Source organism: Pseudomonas sp. F007, assembly GCF_057814275.1.
Genome location: NZ_JBVATA010000009.1, coordinates 255,170 through 274,377, shown reverse-complemented (window position 1 = coordinate 274,377; position 19,208 = coordinate 255,170). Strand labels below are relative to the sequence as shown.

Below are 19,208 nucleotides of genomic sequence, written 5' to 3'. Positions count from 1 at the left end.
GAGCGATCTCTTGCAACATCGCTTCTGCAAAACTGGCGTCCCCTAGGGGACTCGAACCCCTGTTACCGCCGTGAAAGGGCGGTGTCCTAGGCCACTAGACGAAGGGGACGCAAACCCTTCTACACCACTGATCAACGCTGAGTGTTGATCCCTTCAAGGCCGGTGTGGCCAGGCCTTGAAGTGTAAATTGGTGGAGCTAAGCGGGATCGAACCGCTGACCTCCTGCATGCCATGCAGGCGCTCTCCCAGCTGAGCTATAGCCCCTCATCGTTGATGTTGCCGTTGTTGCTGTTGGCTTCATCGCTGAGGACGGGGCGAATCTTAAGGGCGTATCGAAAGCCTGTCAAACTTATTTTTCAAATTTTTCAAAAAATTTTGTCGGCATAACAATCACTTACCGCCCTCCCCCCGTAAATTCGGGAGTCTGACGACCAAACCGCACTCCTCACAGGCGTGCGCTTTGGCCATCAGTCCGTCACGCAGGGTGTCAGGCGATGGCGCCCAGCAGCTTTTCCCACTCCTTGTTTTCTTTCTTCGACACGCCGCCCAGCAGGTCAATGGCTTGGCGCAGACGGAAACGGGTCAGGTCCGGACCGAGGATTTCCATGGCATCGAGCACCGACACCGAACTGGCCTGGCCAGTGATCGCGGCAAACATCAGCGGCATGGCGTCGCGCAGCTTCAGCTCCAGAGACTCGACCACCGCCTGGATGGTCGCGGTGATGTTGTCCTTCTCCCACTGACGCAAGCTCTCGAGCTTCCACAGGATCAACTGCATCAACTGGCGGACCTGATCGCCCGAAAGCTTCTTCGACTCGAACAACTTCGCGTCCGGGTTGACCCCGCCGGCGAAGAAAAACCCGGCCAGCGGTGCGACCTGGCTGAAGGTTTCAACACGGCCCTGCACGTGCGGCGCGATCTTCATCATGTATTCGGGGTTCAGCGCCCAGGTCTGCAGGCGGCTGGCGAACTCTTCCACCGGCAGGTCACGCAGCCACTGGCCGTTGAGCCACGACAGCTTCTCGATGTCGAAGATCGGCCCGCCGAGGGACACGCGCTTGAGGTCGAAGTTGTCGACCATTTCCTGCAGCGAGAACTTCTCGCGCTCGTCCGGCATCGACCAGCCCATGCGCCCCAGGTAGTTGAGCATGGCTTCCGGCATGAAGCCCATGCGCTCGTAGAAGGTCACCGACGTCGGGTTCTTGCGCTTGGACAGCTTGCTCTTGTCCGGGTTGCGCAACAGCGGCATATAGCACAGCTCCGGCTGCTCCCAGCCGAAGTATTCGTACAGCAGGATCAGCTTGGGCGCCGATGGCAGCCACTCTTCCCCGCGCAGCACGTGGGTGATGCCCATCAGGTGATCGTCGACCACGTTGGCCAGGAAATAGGTCGGCAGGCCGTCGGTCTTCATCAGCACTTGCATGTCCATGCGATCCCACGGGATCTCGACGTCGCCACGCAGCATGTCCGGCACCACGCAGACGCCTTCGGTCGGCACCTTCATGCGGATCACGTGCGGCTCGCCAGCGGCCAGGCGACGGGCCACTTCTTCCTTGGACAGCAGCAGCGCGCGACCGTCGTAACGCGGGGTTTCGCCACGGGCCATCTGCTCGGCGCGCATCTGGTCCAGCTCTTCAGCGGTGCAGAAGCACGGGAAGGCATGGCCCATATCGACCAACTGCTGGCAGTACTTCTGGTAGATCTCGCCACGTTCGCTCTGGCGGTACGGGCCGTGCGGACCACCGACGTCCGGACCTTCGGCCCAGTCGATGCCCAGCCAACGCAAGGCGTCGAAAATCTGCTGTTCAGATTCGCGGGTCGAACGCAGTTGGTCGGTGTCTTCAATACGCAGGATGAACTCGCCGCCATGCTGCTTGGCAAAGCAGTAGTTGAACAAAGCGATGTAAGCGGTGCCGACATGGGGATCGCCAGTAGGCGATGGCGCGATGCGAGTGCGGACGGTGGTCATGGCGTGTCTCGAAAGAAGATGAAAAGCGAAGTTGAAACAAAGGGCGAATGGTAACAGGCGACTGCCGCCCCGCTCCAGTGAGCAGGGCATATAAGCCAAGATAGAGGCCACAAATGGCGTTAACGCCACTCAATGGCCGATTATCCCTAGGTGGCATTTACCGCTTGTCGGCTATGTGACAAATTCACCAGCTGTTAAATTTCCTTACACTTTCCTGATTACAGTCTGCCCATGCCTGCCCAACTCAAGCGTCGCCTGTTCATCTTCCTGTTTGTCGTCCTGCTGATCGCCGGCGGCTTTTTTGCCGAGTGGTTTTTCAAGGGGCGCTTTTATGAAAGCACCGACAACGCCTATGTCCAGGGCGAAATCACCCGGGTTTCCAGTCAACTCAGCGCGCGCATCGACGAAGTGCTGGTGCAGGACAATCAGCACGTAGAGAAAGGCCAGTTGCTGATCCGCCTTGAAGGCGACGACTTCCGTCTGGCCGTCGACCGCGCCCAGGCCGCCCTCGCCACTCGCCAGGCCGAGCGCCTGCAAGCCAGCAGCAAACTGACCCAGCAAGCCAGCCTGATTGCGTCCAGCGAGGCCCAGGTGGCTTCGAGCCGGGCCAGCCTGGGGCGCTCGCAAGTCGATCTGTCCCGCGCCGAGACCCTGCGCAAACCCGGCTACGTGTCCGAGGAACGGGTCACCACCCTCTCCGCCGAGAACCACATCGCCCAATCCCAGGTGACCAAGGCCCAGGCCGATGCCCAGGCGCAGCGCCAACAGATCAATGCGCTCAACGCCGAAATCAAGCGCCTTGATGCGCAGATCGCCAATGCCCGGGCCGACCTGGCCCAGGCCGAACTGAATCTGACCCGCAGCGAAATCCATGCGCCGATCAGCGGCCTGATCGGCCAGCGCGCCGCACGCAACGGCCAGGTAGTCCAGGCCGGCGCCTACCTGCTGTCGATTGTCCCGGACCAGGAAATCTGGATTCAGGCCAACTTCAAGGAAACCCAAATCGGTCATATGCAGCCCGGACAGAAAGCCGAGCTGATTTTCGACGCCTATGGCGACACACCGATCGAGGCGCGGGTCGACAGTCTGTTCGCCGCCTCCGGTGCGCAGTTCAGCCTGCTGCCGCCGGACAACGCCACCGGCAACTTCACCAAGGTCGTGCAACGGATTCCGGTGAAGCTGACCTTCGCCGCCGACAATCCGCTGGCGGGCAAGATCCGTCCGGGCATGTCGGTCACCGTCAAAGTGAACATCAAAGACCCGGTCGATGGCCGGTGATCAACTGATCCGCCCGGTCGGCGAACCGACCCGGCGGGACTGGATTGCGGTGATGAGCGTGATGCTCGGCGCCTTTATGGCGGTGCTCGACATCCAGATCACCAACTCGTCGCTCAAGGACATCCAGGGCGCACTGTCGGCCACGCTGGAAGAAGGCTCGTGGATCTCCACCTCCTACCTGGTGGCGGAGATCATCATGATCCCGCTGACTGCCTGGCTGGTGCAGCTGCTGTCGGCGCGGCGCCTGGCGGTCTGGGTCTCGGTGGGTTTCCTGTTCGCCTCGCTGCTCTGTTCCATGGCCTGGAGCCTGGAAAGCATGATCGTGTTCCGGGCGCTGCAGGGCTTCACCGGCGGTGCGCTGATCCCGCTGGCGTTCACCCTGACCCTGATCAAACTGCCCGAGCACCATCGCGCCAAGGGCATGGCGATGTTTGCCATGACCGCCACCTTCGCCCCCTCCATCGGCCCGACCCTGGGCGGCTGGCTCACGGAAAACTGGGGCTGGGAATACATCTTCTACATCAACGTGCCACCGGGCCTGCTGATGATTGCCGGGCTGATGTACGGCCTGGAGAAGAAAGAGGCGCACTGGGAACTGCTGAAAAGCACCGACTACGCCGGCATCCTCACCCTCGGGGTCGGCCTCGGCTGCCTGCAGGTGTTTCTCGAAGAAGGCCATCGCAAGGACTGGCTGGAATCGAACCTGATCGTTGCGCTGGGCAGTATCGCCCTGCTGAGCCTGATCACCTTTGTGATTGTCCAGGTGTCCAAGCCCAATCCACTGATCAACCTCGGTATTCTGCGCAACCGCAATTTCGGCCTGTCGAGCATCTCCAGCCTGGGCATGGGCGTGGGGCTGTATGGCTCGATCTACCTCTTGCCGTTGTACCTGGCGCAGATCCAGAACTACAACGCCCTGCAGATCGGTGAAGTGATCATGTGGATGGGCGTGCCGCAGCTGTTCCTGATCCCGCTGGTGCCGAAGTTGATGAAGTACATTTCGCCCAAGTGGCTATGCACCCTGGGCTTTGGCCTTTTCGGTCTGGCGAGTTTTTCCTCGGGGGTGCTCAACCCGGATTTCGCCGGCCCGCAGTTCAACCAGATCCAGATCATCCGCGCCCTCGGCCAGCCGTTGATCATGGTCACCATCTCGCTGATCGCCACCGCCTACATCCTGCCCCAGGATGCCGGCTCGGCGTCGAGTCTGTTCAACATCCTGCGCAACCTCGGCGGCGCCATCGGCATCGCTTTGCTCGCCACCTTGCTCGACGCGCGGACCAAGACCTACTTCGATTACTTGCGCGAGGCGCTGGTGCCGACCAACCCGCAAGTGGCCGAGCGCCTGGCCGACCTCTCCGCACGCCTGGGCAGCGAGACGGCGGCACTGGGCAAACTCAGTGAGATCGCCCATCAGCAGGCGTCGATCATGGCCTACAACGATGCGTTCCACTTTGTCGGGATTGCGCTGGGGGTGAGCATGCTGGCGATCTTGCTGACCAAGGCATTGCCGAAGGGATTGAAGGCGGGTGAGGTGCATTAAGAGGGATTGATGGTGACTGGCCGGCCGCCATCACCTGTAGGAGCCGGCTTGCCGGCGAAGGCGGCCTTGAGAACGCTAAAAGCTTCGCTGGCAAGCCAGCTCCTACAGGGGTTCTGCGAGCGCCACAGAATATGTGATCTACGCAAAACCTGTAGGAGCCGGCTTGCCCGCGAAGAGGCCCGCTCAGACGGCACAGATCAAACCGCCAACAACCGCTCGCGCATCTTGGCGATCTCGTCGCGGGTCTGTGCCGCCGCTTCGAACTCGAGGTCGCGGGCCAGTTGGTACATCTTCTCTTCCAGCTGACGAATACGCTTGGTGATCTCGCTCGGTGAGCGCAACTGGGCTTCGTACTGGGCGCTCTCCTCCGCGGCCTTGGCCATGCCCTTGCGTTTCTTGCTGCGCGAGCCGGGCACGGTGGCGCCTTCCATGATGTCGGCGACGTCCTTGAACACGCCCTTGGGGGTGATGCCGTTGGCCAGGTTGAAGGCAATCTGCTTTTCCCGGCGGCGCTCGGTCTCGCCGATTGCCCGCTCCATGGAGCCAGTGATCCGGTCGGCATACAAAATCGCCCGGCCATTGAGGTTACGCGCGGCCCGGCCGATGGTCTGAATCAGCGAGCGCTCGGAGCGCAGGAAGCCCTCCTTGTCGGCATCGAGGATCGCCACCAGCGACACCTCCGGCATGTCCAGGCCCTCACGCAGCAGGTTGATGCCCACCAGCACATCGAAAGTGCCGAGGCGCAAGTCGCGAATGATCTCGACCCGCTCCACGGTGTCGATGTCCGAGTGCAGGTAACGTACGCGCACGCCGTGATCGGCCAGGTAGTCCGTGAGGTCCTCGGACATGCGCTTGGTCAGCGTCGTCACCAGCACCCGCTCTTCCTGGGCCACACGCTTGTTGATCTCCGACAGCAAGTCATCGACCTGGGTCAGCGCCGGACGGATCTCGATCTGCGGATCCACCAGCCCGGTCGGTCGCACCAGTTGCTCGACCACCCGTCCGGCGTGCTCGGCTTCGTAATTGCCCGGCGTGGCCGAGACAAAAATTGTCTGCGGGCTGATGCTTTCAAATTCGTCGAAGCGCATCGGCCGGTTATCCAGCGCCGACGGCAAGCGGAAGCCGTACTCGACCAGGGTCTCCTTGCGCGAACGGTCACCCTTATACATGGCGCCGACCTGCGGCACGCTGACGTGGGATTCATCGATCACCAGCAAGGCATCGGCCGGCAAGTAGTCGAACAGGGTCGGCGGCGCCTCGCCCGACCCGCGCCCCGAGAGGTAGCGCGAGTAGTTTTCGATGCCGTTGCAGTAACCCAGTTCGAGGATCATCTCCAGGTCAAAGCGGGTGCGCTGCTCCAGGCGCTGGGCTTCCACCAGCTTGTTGTTGGAGCGCAGGTAATCCAGGCGCTCCTGCAATTCGGCCTTGATCCCCTCGATGGCATCCAGCAGGGTTTCCCGCGGCGTCACGTAGTGGCTCTTGGGGTAGAAGGTGAAGCGCGGCAGCTTGCGGATCACTTCACCGGTCAGCGGGTCGAAGGCCGAAAGGCTCTCCACCTCGTCATCGAACAGCTCGATGCGAATCGCCTCGAGGTCGGATTCCGCCGGATAGACATCGATCACATCACCGCGCACCCGGAAGGTGGCGCGGGCAAAATCCATGTCGTTGCGGGTGTATTGCAGGTCCGCCAGGCGGCGCACCAGGGCACGCTGATCGAGCTTGTCGCCGCGATCGATGTGCAGGACCATTTTCAGGTAGGTTTCCGGGCTGCCCAGACCATAGATGCAGGACACCGTGGTGACGATGATCGCGTCCTTGCGCTCGAGCAACGCCTTGGTCGCCGAGAGGCGCATCTGTTCGATGTGATCGTTGATCGAGGCGTCTTTCTCGATAAAGGTATCGGACGACGGCACATAGGCTTCGGGCTGGTAATAGTCGTAGTAGGAAACGAAGTACTCCACCGCGTTGTTCGGGAAGAACGACTTGAACTCGCCATACAACTGCGCCGCCAGGGTCTTGTTCGGCGCCAGCACCAGGGTCGGACGCTGCACCTGGGAAATGACGTTGGCGATACTGAAGGTCTTGCCCGAACCGGTCACGCCGAGCAGCGTCTGGTGCGCCAGCCCGGCCTCGATGCCCTCGACCATCAGGCGAATGGCTTCCGGTTGATCGCCGGCGGGTGCGAAGCGGGTGACTAGCTGGAATTCGGACATACTGACCTCTGGTTTGCGCAGCGTGAGTCGCATGCATCGCTCTACGGTTTCGTACAGCGTTCAACACGGATGTCGCCGGGAAAAATCATGATAACCGCTGATGTGGAGGCGAATACCTGTGGTTTCAAGATAATCGTCCTACAGGCCCTTTAATGCTGGGACATGACAATAAGACTAACGGTCAAAAAATAAAGGCCGAATCTTCGGCAAAAAGCGCAAACGCCTGTCGCCCTGCCCGGTGATGGCCTCTATACTAGCTCCCCGTTTGTGCACCGCTCTAGTGCATTCGGCTGGAGCGCCACAGGTCCCTCCACATTCCATTCAGAGCCGCCGCAATAATGAGCCTGTTCTCCGCTGTCGAAATGGCACCACGCGATCCAATCCTGGGCCTCAACGAAGCATTCAACGCCGATACCCGTACCAACAAGGTCAACCTGGGGGTCGGTGTGTACTGCAACGAGGAGGGGCGAATTCCACTCCTGCGCGCTGTGGTCGAAGCCGAGACGATTCGCGCCGCTCAACACGCTTCGCGCGGCTACCTGCCGATCGACGGCATTGCCGCCTACGACCAGGCCGTGCAAAAGCTGCTGTTCGGCGCTGAATCGCCACTGCTGGCCGCTGGCCGCGTGGTCACCACCCAGTCCGTCGGCGGTACCGGCGCACTGAAAATCGGTGCCGACTTCCTCAAGCAGCTGCTGCCGAACGCCGTCGTGGCGATCAGCGACCCGAGCTGGGAAAACCACCGCGCACTGTTCGAAACCGCGGGCTTCCCGGTGCAGAACTACCGCTACTACGACGCCGCGACCCACGACGTCAACCGCACCGGCCTGCTGGAAGACCTGAACGCGCTGCCGGACAACTCGATCGTGGTCCTGCACGCCTGCTGCCACAACCCGACCGGCGTCGACCTGAGCCCGGCGGACTGGAAAAACGTCCTGGAAGTGGTCAAGGCGAAAAACCACGTGCCGTTCCTCGACATGGCCTACCAGGGTTTCGGTGACGGCATCGACGAAGACGCCGCCGCTGTGCGCCTGTTCGCCGAGTCGGGCCTGAACTTCTTCGTCTCCAGCTCGTTCTCCAAATCGTTCTCGCTGTACGGCGAGCGCGTGGGTGCCCTGTCGATCGTCAGCGAATCGAAAGAAGAAAGCGCGCGCGTGCTGTCGCAAGTCAAGCGCGTGATCCGCACCAACTACTCCAACCCGCCGACCCACGGCGCCGCCATCGTTGCTGCGGTGCTCAACAGCCCGGAACTGCGCGCCCAGTGGGAGCAGGAACTGGCCGAAATGCGCCTGCGCATTCGTGGCATGCGTACCCAGATGGTCGACCTGCTGGCCCAGCACGCACCGGATCACGACTTCAGCTTCGTTGGTCGCCAGTGCGGCATGTTCTCCTACTCCGGCCTGAGCGTTGAACAGGTTCACCGCCTGCGCAACGAATTCGGCATCTACGCCCTGGACACCGGCCGCATCTGCGTGGCCGCGCTGAACCAGAGCAACATTGGTGCAGTGACCCAGGCGATTGTTGCTGTGATCTAAACCACAGGCGCAGAGTCCTGACAGTTGTACCTAAACCTCGACGCCCGATGCATCGCATTGGGCGTTTTGCATTACACCTAACGATGCTGATGGACGGGCTGTACATCCGCCCCCCCGCCTCCCCTTTACTTACGATCGCTTGATGCGCATCCACACAACATGGCTAACCGAGCCACCCGGATGTGAGAGAATCAGTGATGCAAGGCTGCGTCCATAACGGCTGCGTCCGGATGAAATAACGTTTTTAGCATTTATCATATGCTTAGCAACCTCGACAAAGTGATGTTCAGCATTAGCCAACCCGAGAGTAATGGATGGTACTCCTCAATGGTTCATAGAGGATTTGACAATGAAATTTGAATGGCGATTACTATAAGTTCGTCTCAATTATTAGCCGCCACCCCAACCGCGATTTTTTTTAAAGCATCCAAAACGCCCGATGAATTCATAAGCAGAGATCTGATGGAAAAGATTGTATTTGAAGATGAAGACATAGAAGTTTACTTCCATCAAGGAGACGTAGACATACTGGCAATTTCCTTCAGCGACGAACGCGCTAAACCTGCCCAGGCCACATGGAATGGCGAAGCGCTTCGCAGAGACGGACTATCATACTTAGGATTTATATCGAAAAGACCAAACTGGTTTCCAGAGGCTAGCGTAAAAACAGCACACAAAAAATTAGCACATATCACAAACTCATTTAAGACCATAGTTACTTTCGGCCAGTCTCAAGGGGGATATGCAGCTATAAAATACTCATCACTATTTGATGCCTGCGCATCAATATCGTTCTGCCCACAGTTTTCGATAAACCCTGAAAGCATGCAAGGCGCAGACAAGCGATTTTCTGCTTATTACAAAAACACAACCAATCATATTGAAATCGTTAACACCGACCAAAGCAACGAGTGCATCTCATTCATCTTTTTTGACCCGTATGACAAACTCGACAAATTAAATACACTTCAAATAGAAACCACCTTACCTAACACCAAAACAATAAAAATGTTCGGGACCGGACATCAGTGTGCTCATGCCATTACCCAAAACAAGACAATGGGCGATATTGTACGTTATAGCGTTATTGGCGACCTTACCGGAATATACCGAACCGTACGACAATCAAAAAAACGATGGCCGCCCCGTAAGATATTTTTAGCTAGGGATTTAGCGTTGCGCAATGCTGATTACGCCATCAACCTTATCAATCAGAGTCAAACAGGATTATCGCATGATATCACCCCAGGACTAGTGCGAAACCTGTATATAGGTGGCGGATACAAATATCTTTCAGAGAATATCGAGCGATTCCTACCATACTCCAACCCAAGCATTAGAGTTTTGCTTCTTCGTGCCTTGATCGCCTCGGACAAACTTGACCTCGCAAAAAAATACAACTGTGAGTGGCAAAAAAAATACGGGCATGATAAGAGCCTCCACACCTTAATTAACAACATCAACATATCCACAACTACAAAAACCAAGGAAGCCACACCTTTCTCCGAATGCATAATTTTTGCAGAGGGATGGCACGAGGAAAAATCGTGGGGCCGCTGGAGCTCTGCTGAAAGGGCACGAATATATATAAAATCCAGATTCTTAACCGGTAAAATCAGATCTATTACGGTACCCATATCGACCTTATCTAGAGCCAAGCAAAAAATCACGGTAAATTACCTAGTAAATAACAGATGGGTCAGCGCAAGAGTCTCGAAAGGTCTTTTGAAGATAAATAACTGCGGAGCCAGCACAATTATTGACATACATGTGAGCAACCTTTACTCGGCGCACACCTTAAAAATCAATTCTGACAACCATTTAGTTGGGGCGCGAGTTCTATGCCAGAGTAAGTGGATAATAGACCATGGATTCGGATCTACGATTATCGCTAGAGCGGCAAGGCTCTTAGCGCGCATATTTACCAGAGTCGGCACACCAACAAGAAAATAACAACATTATTAAAACTCATTAGCACCCACTATGAGCTGCTCATGTTCCAGAACGGCGTCGCAGCTCAGCCATTAATTTATCTGCGATTTAATCAGTCACAATCTGCACGAGTAGCTAAACTGCTCACTGAGCAATACGCAGCCACTTTAAAGTTCAGTATTAGCTGATTAAGTTGGTTGACCTTCATTCAATATTACCGTCAATTCTATCCGCGCTAGTCCGCTCAGTGGGCGAACCTTCTGAGATGCGACAGCCTCAGCAGTACTCTCAAATTTACCGTAAACATGCACTCGTGGACGTGGGTGAATCAGTCCTTTGCGCTCAGATCTGCAATCACAACTCAAGAAAGAACATCGAGCTGCGGAAGCTTGACGCTCGCGCCACCTGACTCCCCCCTAGTAAGACCGTAGGCGCAACTGCTAATCATGTAGGCCAACTGCCTTCCCCCATTCTATGGATGAGTAGATAATGCCTGATGGCCATACCTGCGAGAACTTAGATGAAGAACGACAATTTACGCGCCGACCGCGATGACGGCCTCAACCACTACGTCCCGCGCACGTCAAGCAAGCGCGGCGCTAGCCTTGTGGGACAAGTGGCACTCGGCGTGTTCCTCGGCGGCATGGCATTGTGGTTGGTCCAACTGGTTTGCACTTCGCTGTACGCCAAATTCCTGCTAGGCACCCTGACCTTCGGTGGATGACCACCGCTGGACGAAAACCACAAAAATCACTTTTCTTGTTGACTTATCCTTTTTAATCAGTAAGATACGCCTCATTCCGCGATAGCTCAGTTGGTAGAGCAAGTGACTGTTAATCACTGGGTCCCTGGTTCGAGTCCAGGTCGTGGAGCCAGATAGCAACATCGAAGAGCCCCTGGATCGAAAGATCAGGGGTTTTTTGTTGCCGTTAAATCGATCCGGAGTTGGCTTTGCAACTGCAACCAGCTTACATCACCCTACCAGTCGCGCTTCGCTCCCACCATGCAAACACAACTCATCGCTTTTGCCACGACCGGCCAAATCACCTCGATTTCTTCAACTACTCGAGATGCCCTGAAGGCGCTGTTGACGCAGGCCATAGGCTGAATCCGACGGGCTGACCAAAACATCACTAACGGGCGCACTGCGGTCACACTAAGGCTTCCGACGAGGCTGAAGTTCAGAGACTTGAGTGATCGCTTTACAGTGCGGCCTGCCCTCGTTCATCTGCTGGTGTAGCCCTGATGCGCTCGAAATTCGGCCTAATTGTCGACAATACTGGTGAGGATTGCGCCATACCCATCCATGTTAATGACGTTCCCAGCACTAGCGCCCTAGGCCCAAATGAGAATATTGAGGAAGGCTAGCGCGTTCGCGTGACAGGCTTGAGGTTGGGTAAGCCACACGACTGTTGCTAGCCTCTGCGCAAGAAAAAGAGCGCGACCAAGGCGGGATGCCGAATTTATGCGTGTTACAAGCTCAACGAATATGGACGGTGCAGTTAGCACTGCCCGACTTAGGAACTGCAGACCATCTGTAAGAAAGTACAATTTGCGTGGCAGTTGGCTTATTCGCCTCATCGTCTCTTACCCCAACAATCAAGAGTTGATCTGGAGGAGAACCAGGAAATCTCAAAGACGTCGACACCTGACTAGCATTTGGGGCGTAAAGGAAATTATGCGCCACAACAATATCCCCCGATACCGAAGCAGTCGGGATAATTACATCAATATAATCTTCTGTGGTCTTTGCATTTATTGAGTTACCATTGCTAGCATTGATATCCCAGGTACAAGCCCGATTAAGAGCGGCCATAGGGTCACCTGCAAATTTCGTATACCCACTTGCTCCCGATATCACCAACCTTATTTTTTCACTCGCGACAACCCCTACGGACCGAAAGCCAATACTGTCAGCCGTCAAACCCGCTGCGGCAATATCCACGATATTACCGAATGCGGAGTTACCATCTCGAATAAACGCGGAACCCGAGTAGATAGTATCAACTACGCCATCAATACGATTGGTCTCGCCGGAGACATACACTCCGCCCCCTCTAACCCGCAACGCTTGAAATCTTATATTATTGTTACTCCCCGTAATTTTCAAAAAACCAGCCTTAAGGGGAACAAAATCTCCTTGCAACTGCGCCGCATAAGTTATCGTTAAGTTATTTCCACTCCCCATGATTTCGACCGAATATCCAGACAAATCTTGGCTGGGCCTGTAACGATATACACGCATCTGGCCTGTTAATTGCCAGATAGTCCCATTATTCACAACTATGTCAGAAAGCGGGACGAATTTAGAGCCAGTGTATGAATCAGGAACCCTACCATTTGCTCGACTCTCAAGAACGCCTATAACACCGTGCGCCCCTTCTCCGAAGTAGTAGCCTCCTCGACTATTTTCGGATACTACATGCCCCACATTGAACCTGTTAACTCCTCTCGTGCGCACACCATAACCATAGTTATTTGCATACATGTGAACGAAGCCGAGTTCGGCGTGCCCTGTGTACGGGGGGGAGTTATCCAGCACCAATCCATCGACGCTAATACCCGGGTAGATGTCGCTAAGGTTATCAATAGCCGTTTGCCGCTGAGAGTAAGGGAGCAATCCTGTTAGCCCAAAAACTACGTATTCAAGATAGATGTCACCCGGACCTCGAAAAACAATCCCCTCCTTACCGCTTATGCGGCCTGTGATCCGGATACGACTCGCGTGCTCCTGATTTTCTGAAAATGGTCCCACCCCCTCTACATACAATGCGTTTTTTGCGACGTTATAAACCTCCACATCAATATCGAATCTGCTTCCGAAAATCTTAATTCCGCTTCCTCCAGAATTAATCACCCTATTGCTTTTCCTCCATGATTTACCGCTACTTACATCGAGATAATTACCTTCAATTGTCATACCTTTAATACTAAAGGCATTCGGCGCGGCTGATATGCTTCCCCTACCGATTAGCTTGTCAAAATCTCGCGTTTTAAAGACGTCTGTATTTGAGCCTGGTGCAGCTACAATTGTGCACGTACCGCGCCCTGGACCTTCATGGTGAATCAATGAGTCCAAGGGTATTGGACTTGAGACCAAGTAGGTGCCAGCGGGATACCAAATGCTTCCACCACTACTCCGGGATCGGACAAAGTCAATCGCTTTATTGATCGCCTCAATATCATCTGCCGTGCCATCACCTACTGCGCCATAGTCTTTAACAGACACTTGAAAGTCTGAGAGATGATCTAAGAGAGTCCTTCCAATCCCTGTACTGGATGATTGATATCCTACAATTTCGGATCCCGCAGATTTTCCGAGTTCTTTGCGCAATGCATCAACACTTGCAGAATCGAGCCTGGTCGCCTCCTCAGTGTTGGTCATAGATATCATATTTGCACTAAAAGCCATCGGGGCCGCAAACGATACGGAACCGACAGCACTGAGCTTCAACATTTCCCGGCGACCTAGCATATCGACCACACCCAACCAATAGAATCGCGCCGAGTATACCGATTGAATATTCTCAGGTATGTAGTGCCTCTACTACCCGTGCGTCTGAACGCAATCTTGATCCAAAAAAGACAACCCAAGCGTAGACGTGACTTGGGCGTCGAGGCACCCTTAAAAAATCTGGGCATCTACAGGAAGGGCGCGTGCATTGCGCTGCCGGCTCCGCTAGCAACGTTATGCCATAACGCACAAAACCGGAGAGCCCCCCCTTGCTCAACAAGACACCAGGAGTGCAAAGTGTTTTCGGGTTAGCTCACTTCGCTTCAAATACTCCAAGGCGACATTTGAATCCCTGGATTTCAGCTAGTGCCACCACCATCGACATGCAAACCCCGCATTTATTGGGGCTTGCGGATATTGGAAGTCTTCTTCAGATTTGCAGTCACCCTCAATGGCTCTGACAAACACCTCCTTCACGCAGCGCGGCCAGGTCCTGGAAGCGCAAGGTGCGCTCGGGGCCGGCGGCAAATACCGACTGCTGGTCCGAGTTGCCGGCAGTGAAGTGGTTGAAGGTCAGGTTGAGCACGATGGCCCTGATCGCCGACGAGCTGATGCCCGAGTGGAAAATGGTGGCGAACCAGCTTGGGAAGTGATCGTAGAAGTTTGGTGCCGCGAACGGGATCATGCCGAAGCCGATCAACGTGGCGACAATGATCAGGTTGACGTTGTTGCGATAGTCGACCTTGGACAAGGTGCGAATGCCGCTTGTCGCCACGGTGCCGAACAACACGATGCCGGCGCCACTCAGTACCGAGGTCGGTACTGCGGCAATCACCCGGCCCATGAAGGGCAGCAGACCGAGAATCACCAGGAACAGCCCGCCTGTCGCCACCACGTAACCAAGGGTGGAGTTTGAGATAAAGACCGTTCGATAAAAGGGCGCACCCTTATGTCGCGCACCACTGTTCCACGCTCCGACACTACTGGCCGTTGGGCCAAGCCCCAGACCGCGCCTATTGCGTCCGCTCAAGGAATGCGCCTCATTTAAAGCGAGTCCTCGGTCCGATCCAGCCGTTCACGCAAGAATTCAATCAGTGCTTGTACCGGTCGCGAGCCCTGACGATGTTGCGGATAGACCGCCGATAACGTCAACGGCTCAGGGCGGAAGTTGTCCAGCACCGGCACCAGCCGCCCGTCCTTCAAGGCCGAACCGACAATGAAGGTCGGCAAATAAGTAATGCCCATGCCGGCGATGGCCGCGTCTTTGAGCAATTCACCGTTGTTGACCCGCATCCTGCCCGTGACGTTCACGGTCAATGGCTTGCCCTGCCCTGCGAAACACCATTGCACCTGACGACCATGGCCGTAAGGCAGGCAGTCATGCCTGGCCAAGTCTTCAGGGATGACCGGCATGCCGCGCTCGGCCAGGTAGGCCGGGCTGGCGCAATACACCCGCTGGATGGAGGCGAGGCGTCGGGCGATCAGCGTCGAGTCTTCCAGCACACCGATGCGCAATGCCAGGTCGTAGCCCTCATTGAGCAAGTCCACCGGACGATCACTCAAATCCACTTCCACCGTGACGTCGCGATAGCGCTGCAAAAACACCGGCAGCAAGCAACCCAGGTGCGCCACCGCGAACGACAGCGGCGCGCTCAAGCGAATGGTCCCGCGAGGCTCGGGGGTCTGGCCGGCGATCCCCTGCTCCACTTGCTCGACTTCGCCGAGCAGGCGCAAGGCCGACTGGTAATAACTCTGCCCCAGGGGTGTGACGTCCAGCCGCCGGGTCGAGCGATTGAGCAGCCGCACACCGAGGCGCTCTTCCAGTTGCATCAGGCGTCGGCTGACGAATTGCTTGGACAGCCCCAGTTGATCGGCCGCTGCGGTGAAACTGCCGGAGTCCATGACCTGGCAAAAAATACGCATATCCTCGAACGGGTTCATTGTCACTCCCTGGTTGACAGTTAAACGCTTTATAGCCGCTTTTTCACTTCCTGGCACCCCATTAATCTGTCCTCACGGTGTTGCTGAGGCCTGAACCCCAGCGCCACAGCAGCCCGATCCCAAGGCATAAAAAAACCAGACGATTGAAAAAGGAATTGACCATGAGCATCAAGCAAACCCTCACCGCGTCCCTTCTTGCCCTGTCCATCGGCAACGCTTTCGCCGCCGGCAGCGCCGGTGTCGAACACAACACCCAGGCCTTCCTCGACGCCCTCGCCGCCGGCGGTGGAAAACCGCTGGAACAACTGAGCCCGAAAGACGCCCGCGCGGTGCTGACCGGTGCCCAGGCTTCGGTGAAGGTCGATTTGTCCGGTGTTGAAGTCAGCGACAAGGCGATCAAGGTCGACGGCCAGACGATCAACTTGAAAGTGGTGCGTCCGGCCAGGACCAAGGGCGAATTGCCGGTGTTCATGTTCTTCCACGGTGGCGGTTGGGTACTGGGCGACTTCCCGACCCACCAACGGCTGATCCGTGACCTGGTGGTGGGTTCCGGCGCGGTGGCGGTCTACGTCGATTACACGCCGTCGCCGGAAGCGCATTACCCGACCGCGATCAACCAGGCCTACGCCGCTACCCAATGGGTAGCCGCGCACGGCAAGGACATCGGAGTCGACGGCAAGCGCCTGGCGGTGGCCGGCAACAGCGTCGGCGGCAACATGGCGGCGGTGGTGGCGTTGAAGGCCAAGGAACAGCAAACCCCGGCCCTGCGTTTCCAGTTGTTGATGTGGCCGGTGACCAACGCCGGGTTCGATAACGGCTCGTACCAGCAGTTCGCTGATGGCCACTTCCTGACCAAAGGCATGATGCAGTGGTTCTGGGACAACTACACCACCAACCCGGCCGAGCGTGCGCAGATCCATGCCTCGCCGCTCAACGCCAGCGCCGAACAGCTCAAGGGCCTGCCCCCGGCGCTGGTGCAGACCGCCGAATTCGACGTGCTGCGTGACGAAGGCGAAAGCTATGCCCGCCATCTCGACGCAGCCGGCGTACCGGTGACCTCGGTGCGCTACAACGGGATGATCCATGACTTTGGCCTGCTCAATCCGCTGAATCAGATTCCGGAAGTCAAAGCGGCGGTACGTCAGGCCGCGGCCGAACTCAAGACGCATCTGAACTGAGTCCAACCGCTCGCCACACCCCTGGGTGTGGTGAGTTTTTTTGTGCCCGCCGGAGTGCAATCGATGAGCCTTTTCTCTACCCACCTGCTGTCCTGGAGCGCCCTGCTCCTGGTGCTCGACGCTGCGCTCTGGCACCTCGCCCCGTTCAAGCACCGCGCCCCGCGGGTCGGCGTGCGCCTGGTGTTGTTTCTGGCGTTCAGCGCGCTGGTGATCAACGCCGGCGTCAGCCCGTTGCAAGCGCCATTGTTCGCCGACGATCGTGTTGCCCAACTCGGCGCCACGGCACTGGCGATTCTCTGGTGGCTGTACGTCGCGCGGGTACTCACCGAAGTCATCGGTCTGGTCTTGATGCGCCGCATCGGTCACAGCGGTCGGTTGTTGCAGGACGTGATCGGTGCGCTGGTGTTCCTGGCCGCCATTGTGGCTGCCGCCGGGTATGTGCTGGAGCTGCCGGTCAAGGGCTTGCTTGCGACCTCCGGGGTAGTCGCCATCGTGGTCGGTCTGGCGTTGCAGAGTACGTTGAGCGACGTGTTCTCCGGCATCGTGCTCAACACCACCAAGCCCTATCAGGTGGACGATTTCGTGATGATCGACGGCGTCGAAGGCAAGGTGCTCGATATCGACTGGCGCGCCACGCATCTGCTGACCAGCGCCGGCACTCTGGCCGTGGTGCCGAACTCGGTGGCGGCCAAGGCCAAGATCGTCAACCTCAGCCGCCCGACCAATCTGCACGGCGTGTCGATCAGCATCAAGGTGCCGAACCACGTCCGTCCGCGGCGGGTGCTCGATGCCCTCGACCGTACGCTGCAAGGCAGCAGCAGCCTGTTGCTCAATCCAGCGCCGAAAGCGCTGCTCAAAGAGGCTGGCGATGAAATGTCCGAATACGTGGCCAGCGGTTTCATTGCCGAACTAGCCAGGAAAGGCGAAGTGCGCAATCAACTGTTCGACCTCGCCCACAGGCACCTTGAAGCGGCGGGCATCTCGCGGCATCCGGACGGTGTGATCGAACCCTCGACCCGCGCCCGCGCGCTGCTCGATGAGGTGAAGATTTTTCGCTCACTGAGCCACGAGGAACGTGATCGTCTCGCCGAATCGATGGTGCCGCAGCAGTACGCCGCCGGGCAGGTGGTGCTGGATCTGGACGAAGTGCCGGACAGCCTGCTGGTGATCGCCACGGGCGTGGTCAGCGCCAGCGTGTCCGACGGCAATGGCCGTACTGAAGCCGGACGCATGGGACCGAGCGAAGTCATGGGCGAGCAAAGCATCCTTGCCGATACGCCGTCACAGGCGACGTTCACCGCGCTGACCTCGTGCATCATCTACCGTCTCGACAAGAACCTGACCCGCCAGTGCATGGAACAGCGTAGCGAAGTGGATCGGGCGTTGCACACCTTGCAGGCGGTGCGCCAGCAGAACAGCCGGTTGGCGTTGATAGCCAAGCCTGCGCCGGTGAGGAAAGGCGGTTTTTTGGGGTGGTTGCAAAAACGTTAAGCGAAAAAATGCCCGCACATCGGCGGGCATTTTTTTCAGCCAATCACTGCGCAGTGAACTTGGTGTAGCTGTTGATCAGGTTGCGATAGTTCGGCAGGCGTTCGGACAGCAGATTGGCCAGGCCTTCCATGTCGTTGCGCCAGTCGCCTTGCAGCTCGCAAGCCACCGAGAACCAGTTCAGCAAATGTGCACCGGCGGCCGACATGCGTGCCCAGGCCGCTTGTTGCACGGTGGTGTTGAAGGTGCCGGAAGCGTCGGTCACCACAAACACTTCAAAGCCTTCGGCAAGGGCCGACAGGGTCGGGAACGCCACGCACACGTCGGTCACCACACCGGCGATGATCAGTTGCTTGCGACCGGTGGCCTTGATCGCCTTGACGAAGTCTTCGTTGTCCCAGGCATTGATCTGGCCTGGGCGTGCAATGAACGGCGCGTCCGGGAACTGCGCCTTGAGCTCCGGCACGATCGGGCCGTTCGGACCGCTGTCGAAGCTGGTGGTGAGGATGGTCGGCAGTTTGAAGAACTTGGCGATGTCGCCCAGTGCCAGCACGTTGTTCTTGAACTCGTTGGGCGAGAAATCCTGTACCAGCGAGATCAGGCCGGTCTGGTGGTCGACCAGCAAGACCACGGCATCGTCTTTGTTCAGGCGTTTGTACGGAACGTTGCTCATTGGAAAC

Annotated in this window: 12 protein-coding genes, 3 tRNA genes and 1 pseudogene; 8 read left to right on the top strand and 8 right to left on the bottom strand. The window is 57.2% G+C overall.

The features are described 5' to 3' along the window. Positions 1–33 precede the first annotated feature (33 nt). The 3 genes from ACZYR5_RS23365 to gltX all read right to left on the bottom strand — a co-directional run bounded on the left by ACZYR5_RS23365 (position 34) and on the right by gltX (position 1,969). A tRNA-Glu gene (locus ACZYR5_RS23365) sits at positions 34–109 on the bottom strand. A gap of 79 nt (positions 110–188) precedes the next feature. Further along, positions 189–264: transfer RNA gene (locus ACZYR5_RS23360), tRNA-Ala, on the bottom strand. A gap of 223 nt (positions 265–487) precedes the next feature. Further along, positions 488–1,969, bottom strand: a complete 1,482-nt coding sequence (gene gltX / locus ACZYR5_RS23355; protein ID WP_489091692.1) for a glutamate--tRNA ligase — start codon at positions 1,967–1,969, stop codon at positions 488–490. A gap of 231 nt (positions 1,970–2,200) precedes the next feature. Between gltX and ACZYR5_RS23350 the strand changes: the two genes are divergently transcribed. Continuing rightward, on the top strand, positions 2,201–3,247 hold the full coding sequence (locus tag ACZYR5_RS23350) for an HlyD family secretion protein (RefSeq protein ID WP_489091693.1): 1,047 nt from the start codon (positions 2,201–2,203) through the stop codon (positions 3,245–3,247). Continuing rightward, a complete protein-coding gene (locus tag ACZYR5_RS23345) occupies positions 3,237–4,787 on the top strand; it encodes an MDR family MFS transporter (RefSeq protein WP_489091694.1) in 1,551 nt (516 codons plus the stop codon). Before ACZYR5_RS23350 ends, ACZYR5_RS23345 begins: the two co-directional genes overlap by 11 nt. Before the next feature lie 197 nt (positions 4,788–4,984). Here ACZYR5_RS23345 and uvrB read toward each other — a convergent pair whose 3' ends face one another. Further along, the gene (uvrB, locus tag ACZYR5_RS23340; protein WP_489091893.1) at positions 4,985–7,000 is read right to left on the bottom strand and encodes an excinuclease ABC subunit UvrB; all 2,016 of its coding nucleotides are present in this window, start codon (positions 6,998–7,000) and stop codon (positions 4,985–4,987) included. A gap of 338 nt (positions 7,001–7,338) precedes the next feature. Here uvrB and ACZYR5_RS23335 point away from each other — a divergent pair, with 338 nt between their 5' ends. The 4 genes from ACZYR5_RS23335 to ACZYR5_RS23320 all read left to right on the top strand — a co-directional run bounded on the left by ACZYR5_RS23335 (position 7,339) and on the right by ACZYR5_RS23320 (position 11,342). Beyond that, on the top strand, positions 7,339–8,535 hold the full coding sequence (locus tag ACZYR5_RS23335) for an amino acid aminotransferase (protein WP_489091695.1): 1,197 nt from the start codon (positions 7,339–7,341) through the stop codon (positions 8,533–8,535). Between the two features lie 360 nt (positions 8,536–8,895). Further along, complete coding sequence (locus ACZYR5_RS23330; RefSeq protein ID WP_489091696.1) at positions 8,896–10,488, top strand: hypothetical protein; 1,593 nt, start codon at positions 8,896–8,898, stop codon at positions 10,486–10,488. 499 nt (positions 10,489–10,987) lie between these two features. Continuing rightward, positions 10,988–11,191 (top strand): hypothetical protein, encoded by a 204-nt coding sequence (locus ACZYR5_RS23325; RefSeq protein WP_489091697.1) that lies wholly within the window; start codon positions 10,988–10,990, stop codon positions 11,189–11,191. Between the two features lie 75 nt (positions 11,192–11,266). Continuing rightward, a tRNA-Asn gene (locus ACZYR5_RS23320) sits at positions 11,267–11,342 on the top strand. Positions 11,343–11,947: 605 nt separating this feature from the next. On the opposite strand, the gene ACZYR5_RS23315 is transcribed toward ACZYR5_RS23320, so the two are convergent. From ACZYR5_RS23315 to ACZYR5_RS23305, 3 genes and pseudogenes are all read right to left on the bottom strand, one after another. Further along, on the bottom strand, positions 11,948–13,924 hold the full coding sequence (locus tag ACZYR5_RS23315; RefSeq protein WP_489091698.1) for a glycosyl hydrolase family 28-related protein: 1,977 nt from the start codon (positions 13,922–13,924) through the stop codon (positions 11,948–11,950). Positions 13,925–14,390: 466 nt separating this feature from the next. Continuing rightward, positions 14,391–14,819 (bottom strand): annotated as a pseudogene (locus tag ACZYR5_RS23310) (solute carrier family 23 protein); the annotation flags it as partial. Between the two features lie 146 nt (positions 14,820–14,965). Continuing rightward, entirely contained in the window at positions 14,966–15,862 is an 897-nt protein-coding gene (locus ACZYR5_RS23305) for a LysR family transcriptional regulator (protein WP_489091699.1), read from the bottom strand. Between the two features lie 161 nt (positions 15,863–16,023). On the opposite strand from ACZYR5_RS23305, the gene ACZYR5_RS23300 reads away from it, so the two are divergent. Beyond that, positions 16,024–17,040 (top strand): alpha/beta hydrolase, encoded by a 1,017-nt coding sequence (locus ACZYR5_RS23300; RefSeq protein ID WP_489091700.1) that lies wholly within the window; start codon positions 16,024–16,026, stop codon positions 17,038–17,040. Between the two features lie 63 nt (positions 17,041–17,103). Beyond that, a complete protein-coding gene (locus tag ACZYR5_RS23295; protein WP_489091701.1) occupies positions 17,104–18,531 on the top strand; it encodes a mechanosensitive ion channel domain-containing protein in 1,428 nt (475 codons plus the stop codon). 43 nt (positions 18,532–18,574) lie between these two features. On the opposite strand, the gene ycaC is transcribed toward ACZYR5_RS23295, so the two are convergent. Beyond that, positions 18,575–19,201: an isochorismate family cysteine hydrolase YcaC gene (gene ycaC, locus ACZYR5_RS23290; protein ID WP_489091702.1), complete on the bottom strand. Its 627-nt coding sequence runs from the start codon at positions 19,199–19,201 to the stop codon at positions 18,575–18,577. Positions 19,202–19,208 lie beyond the last annotated feature (7 nt).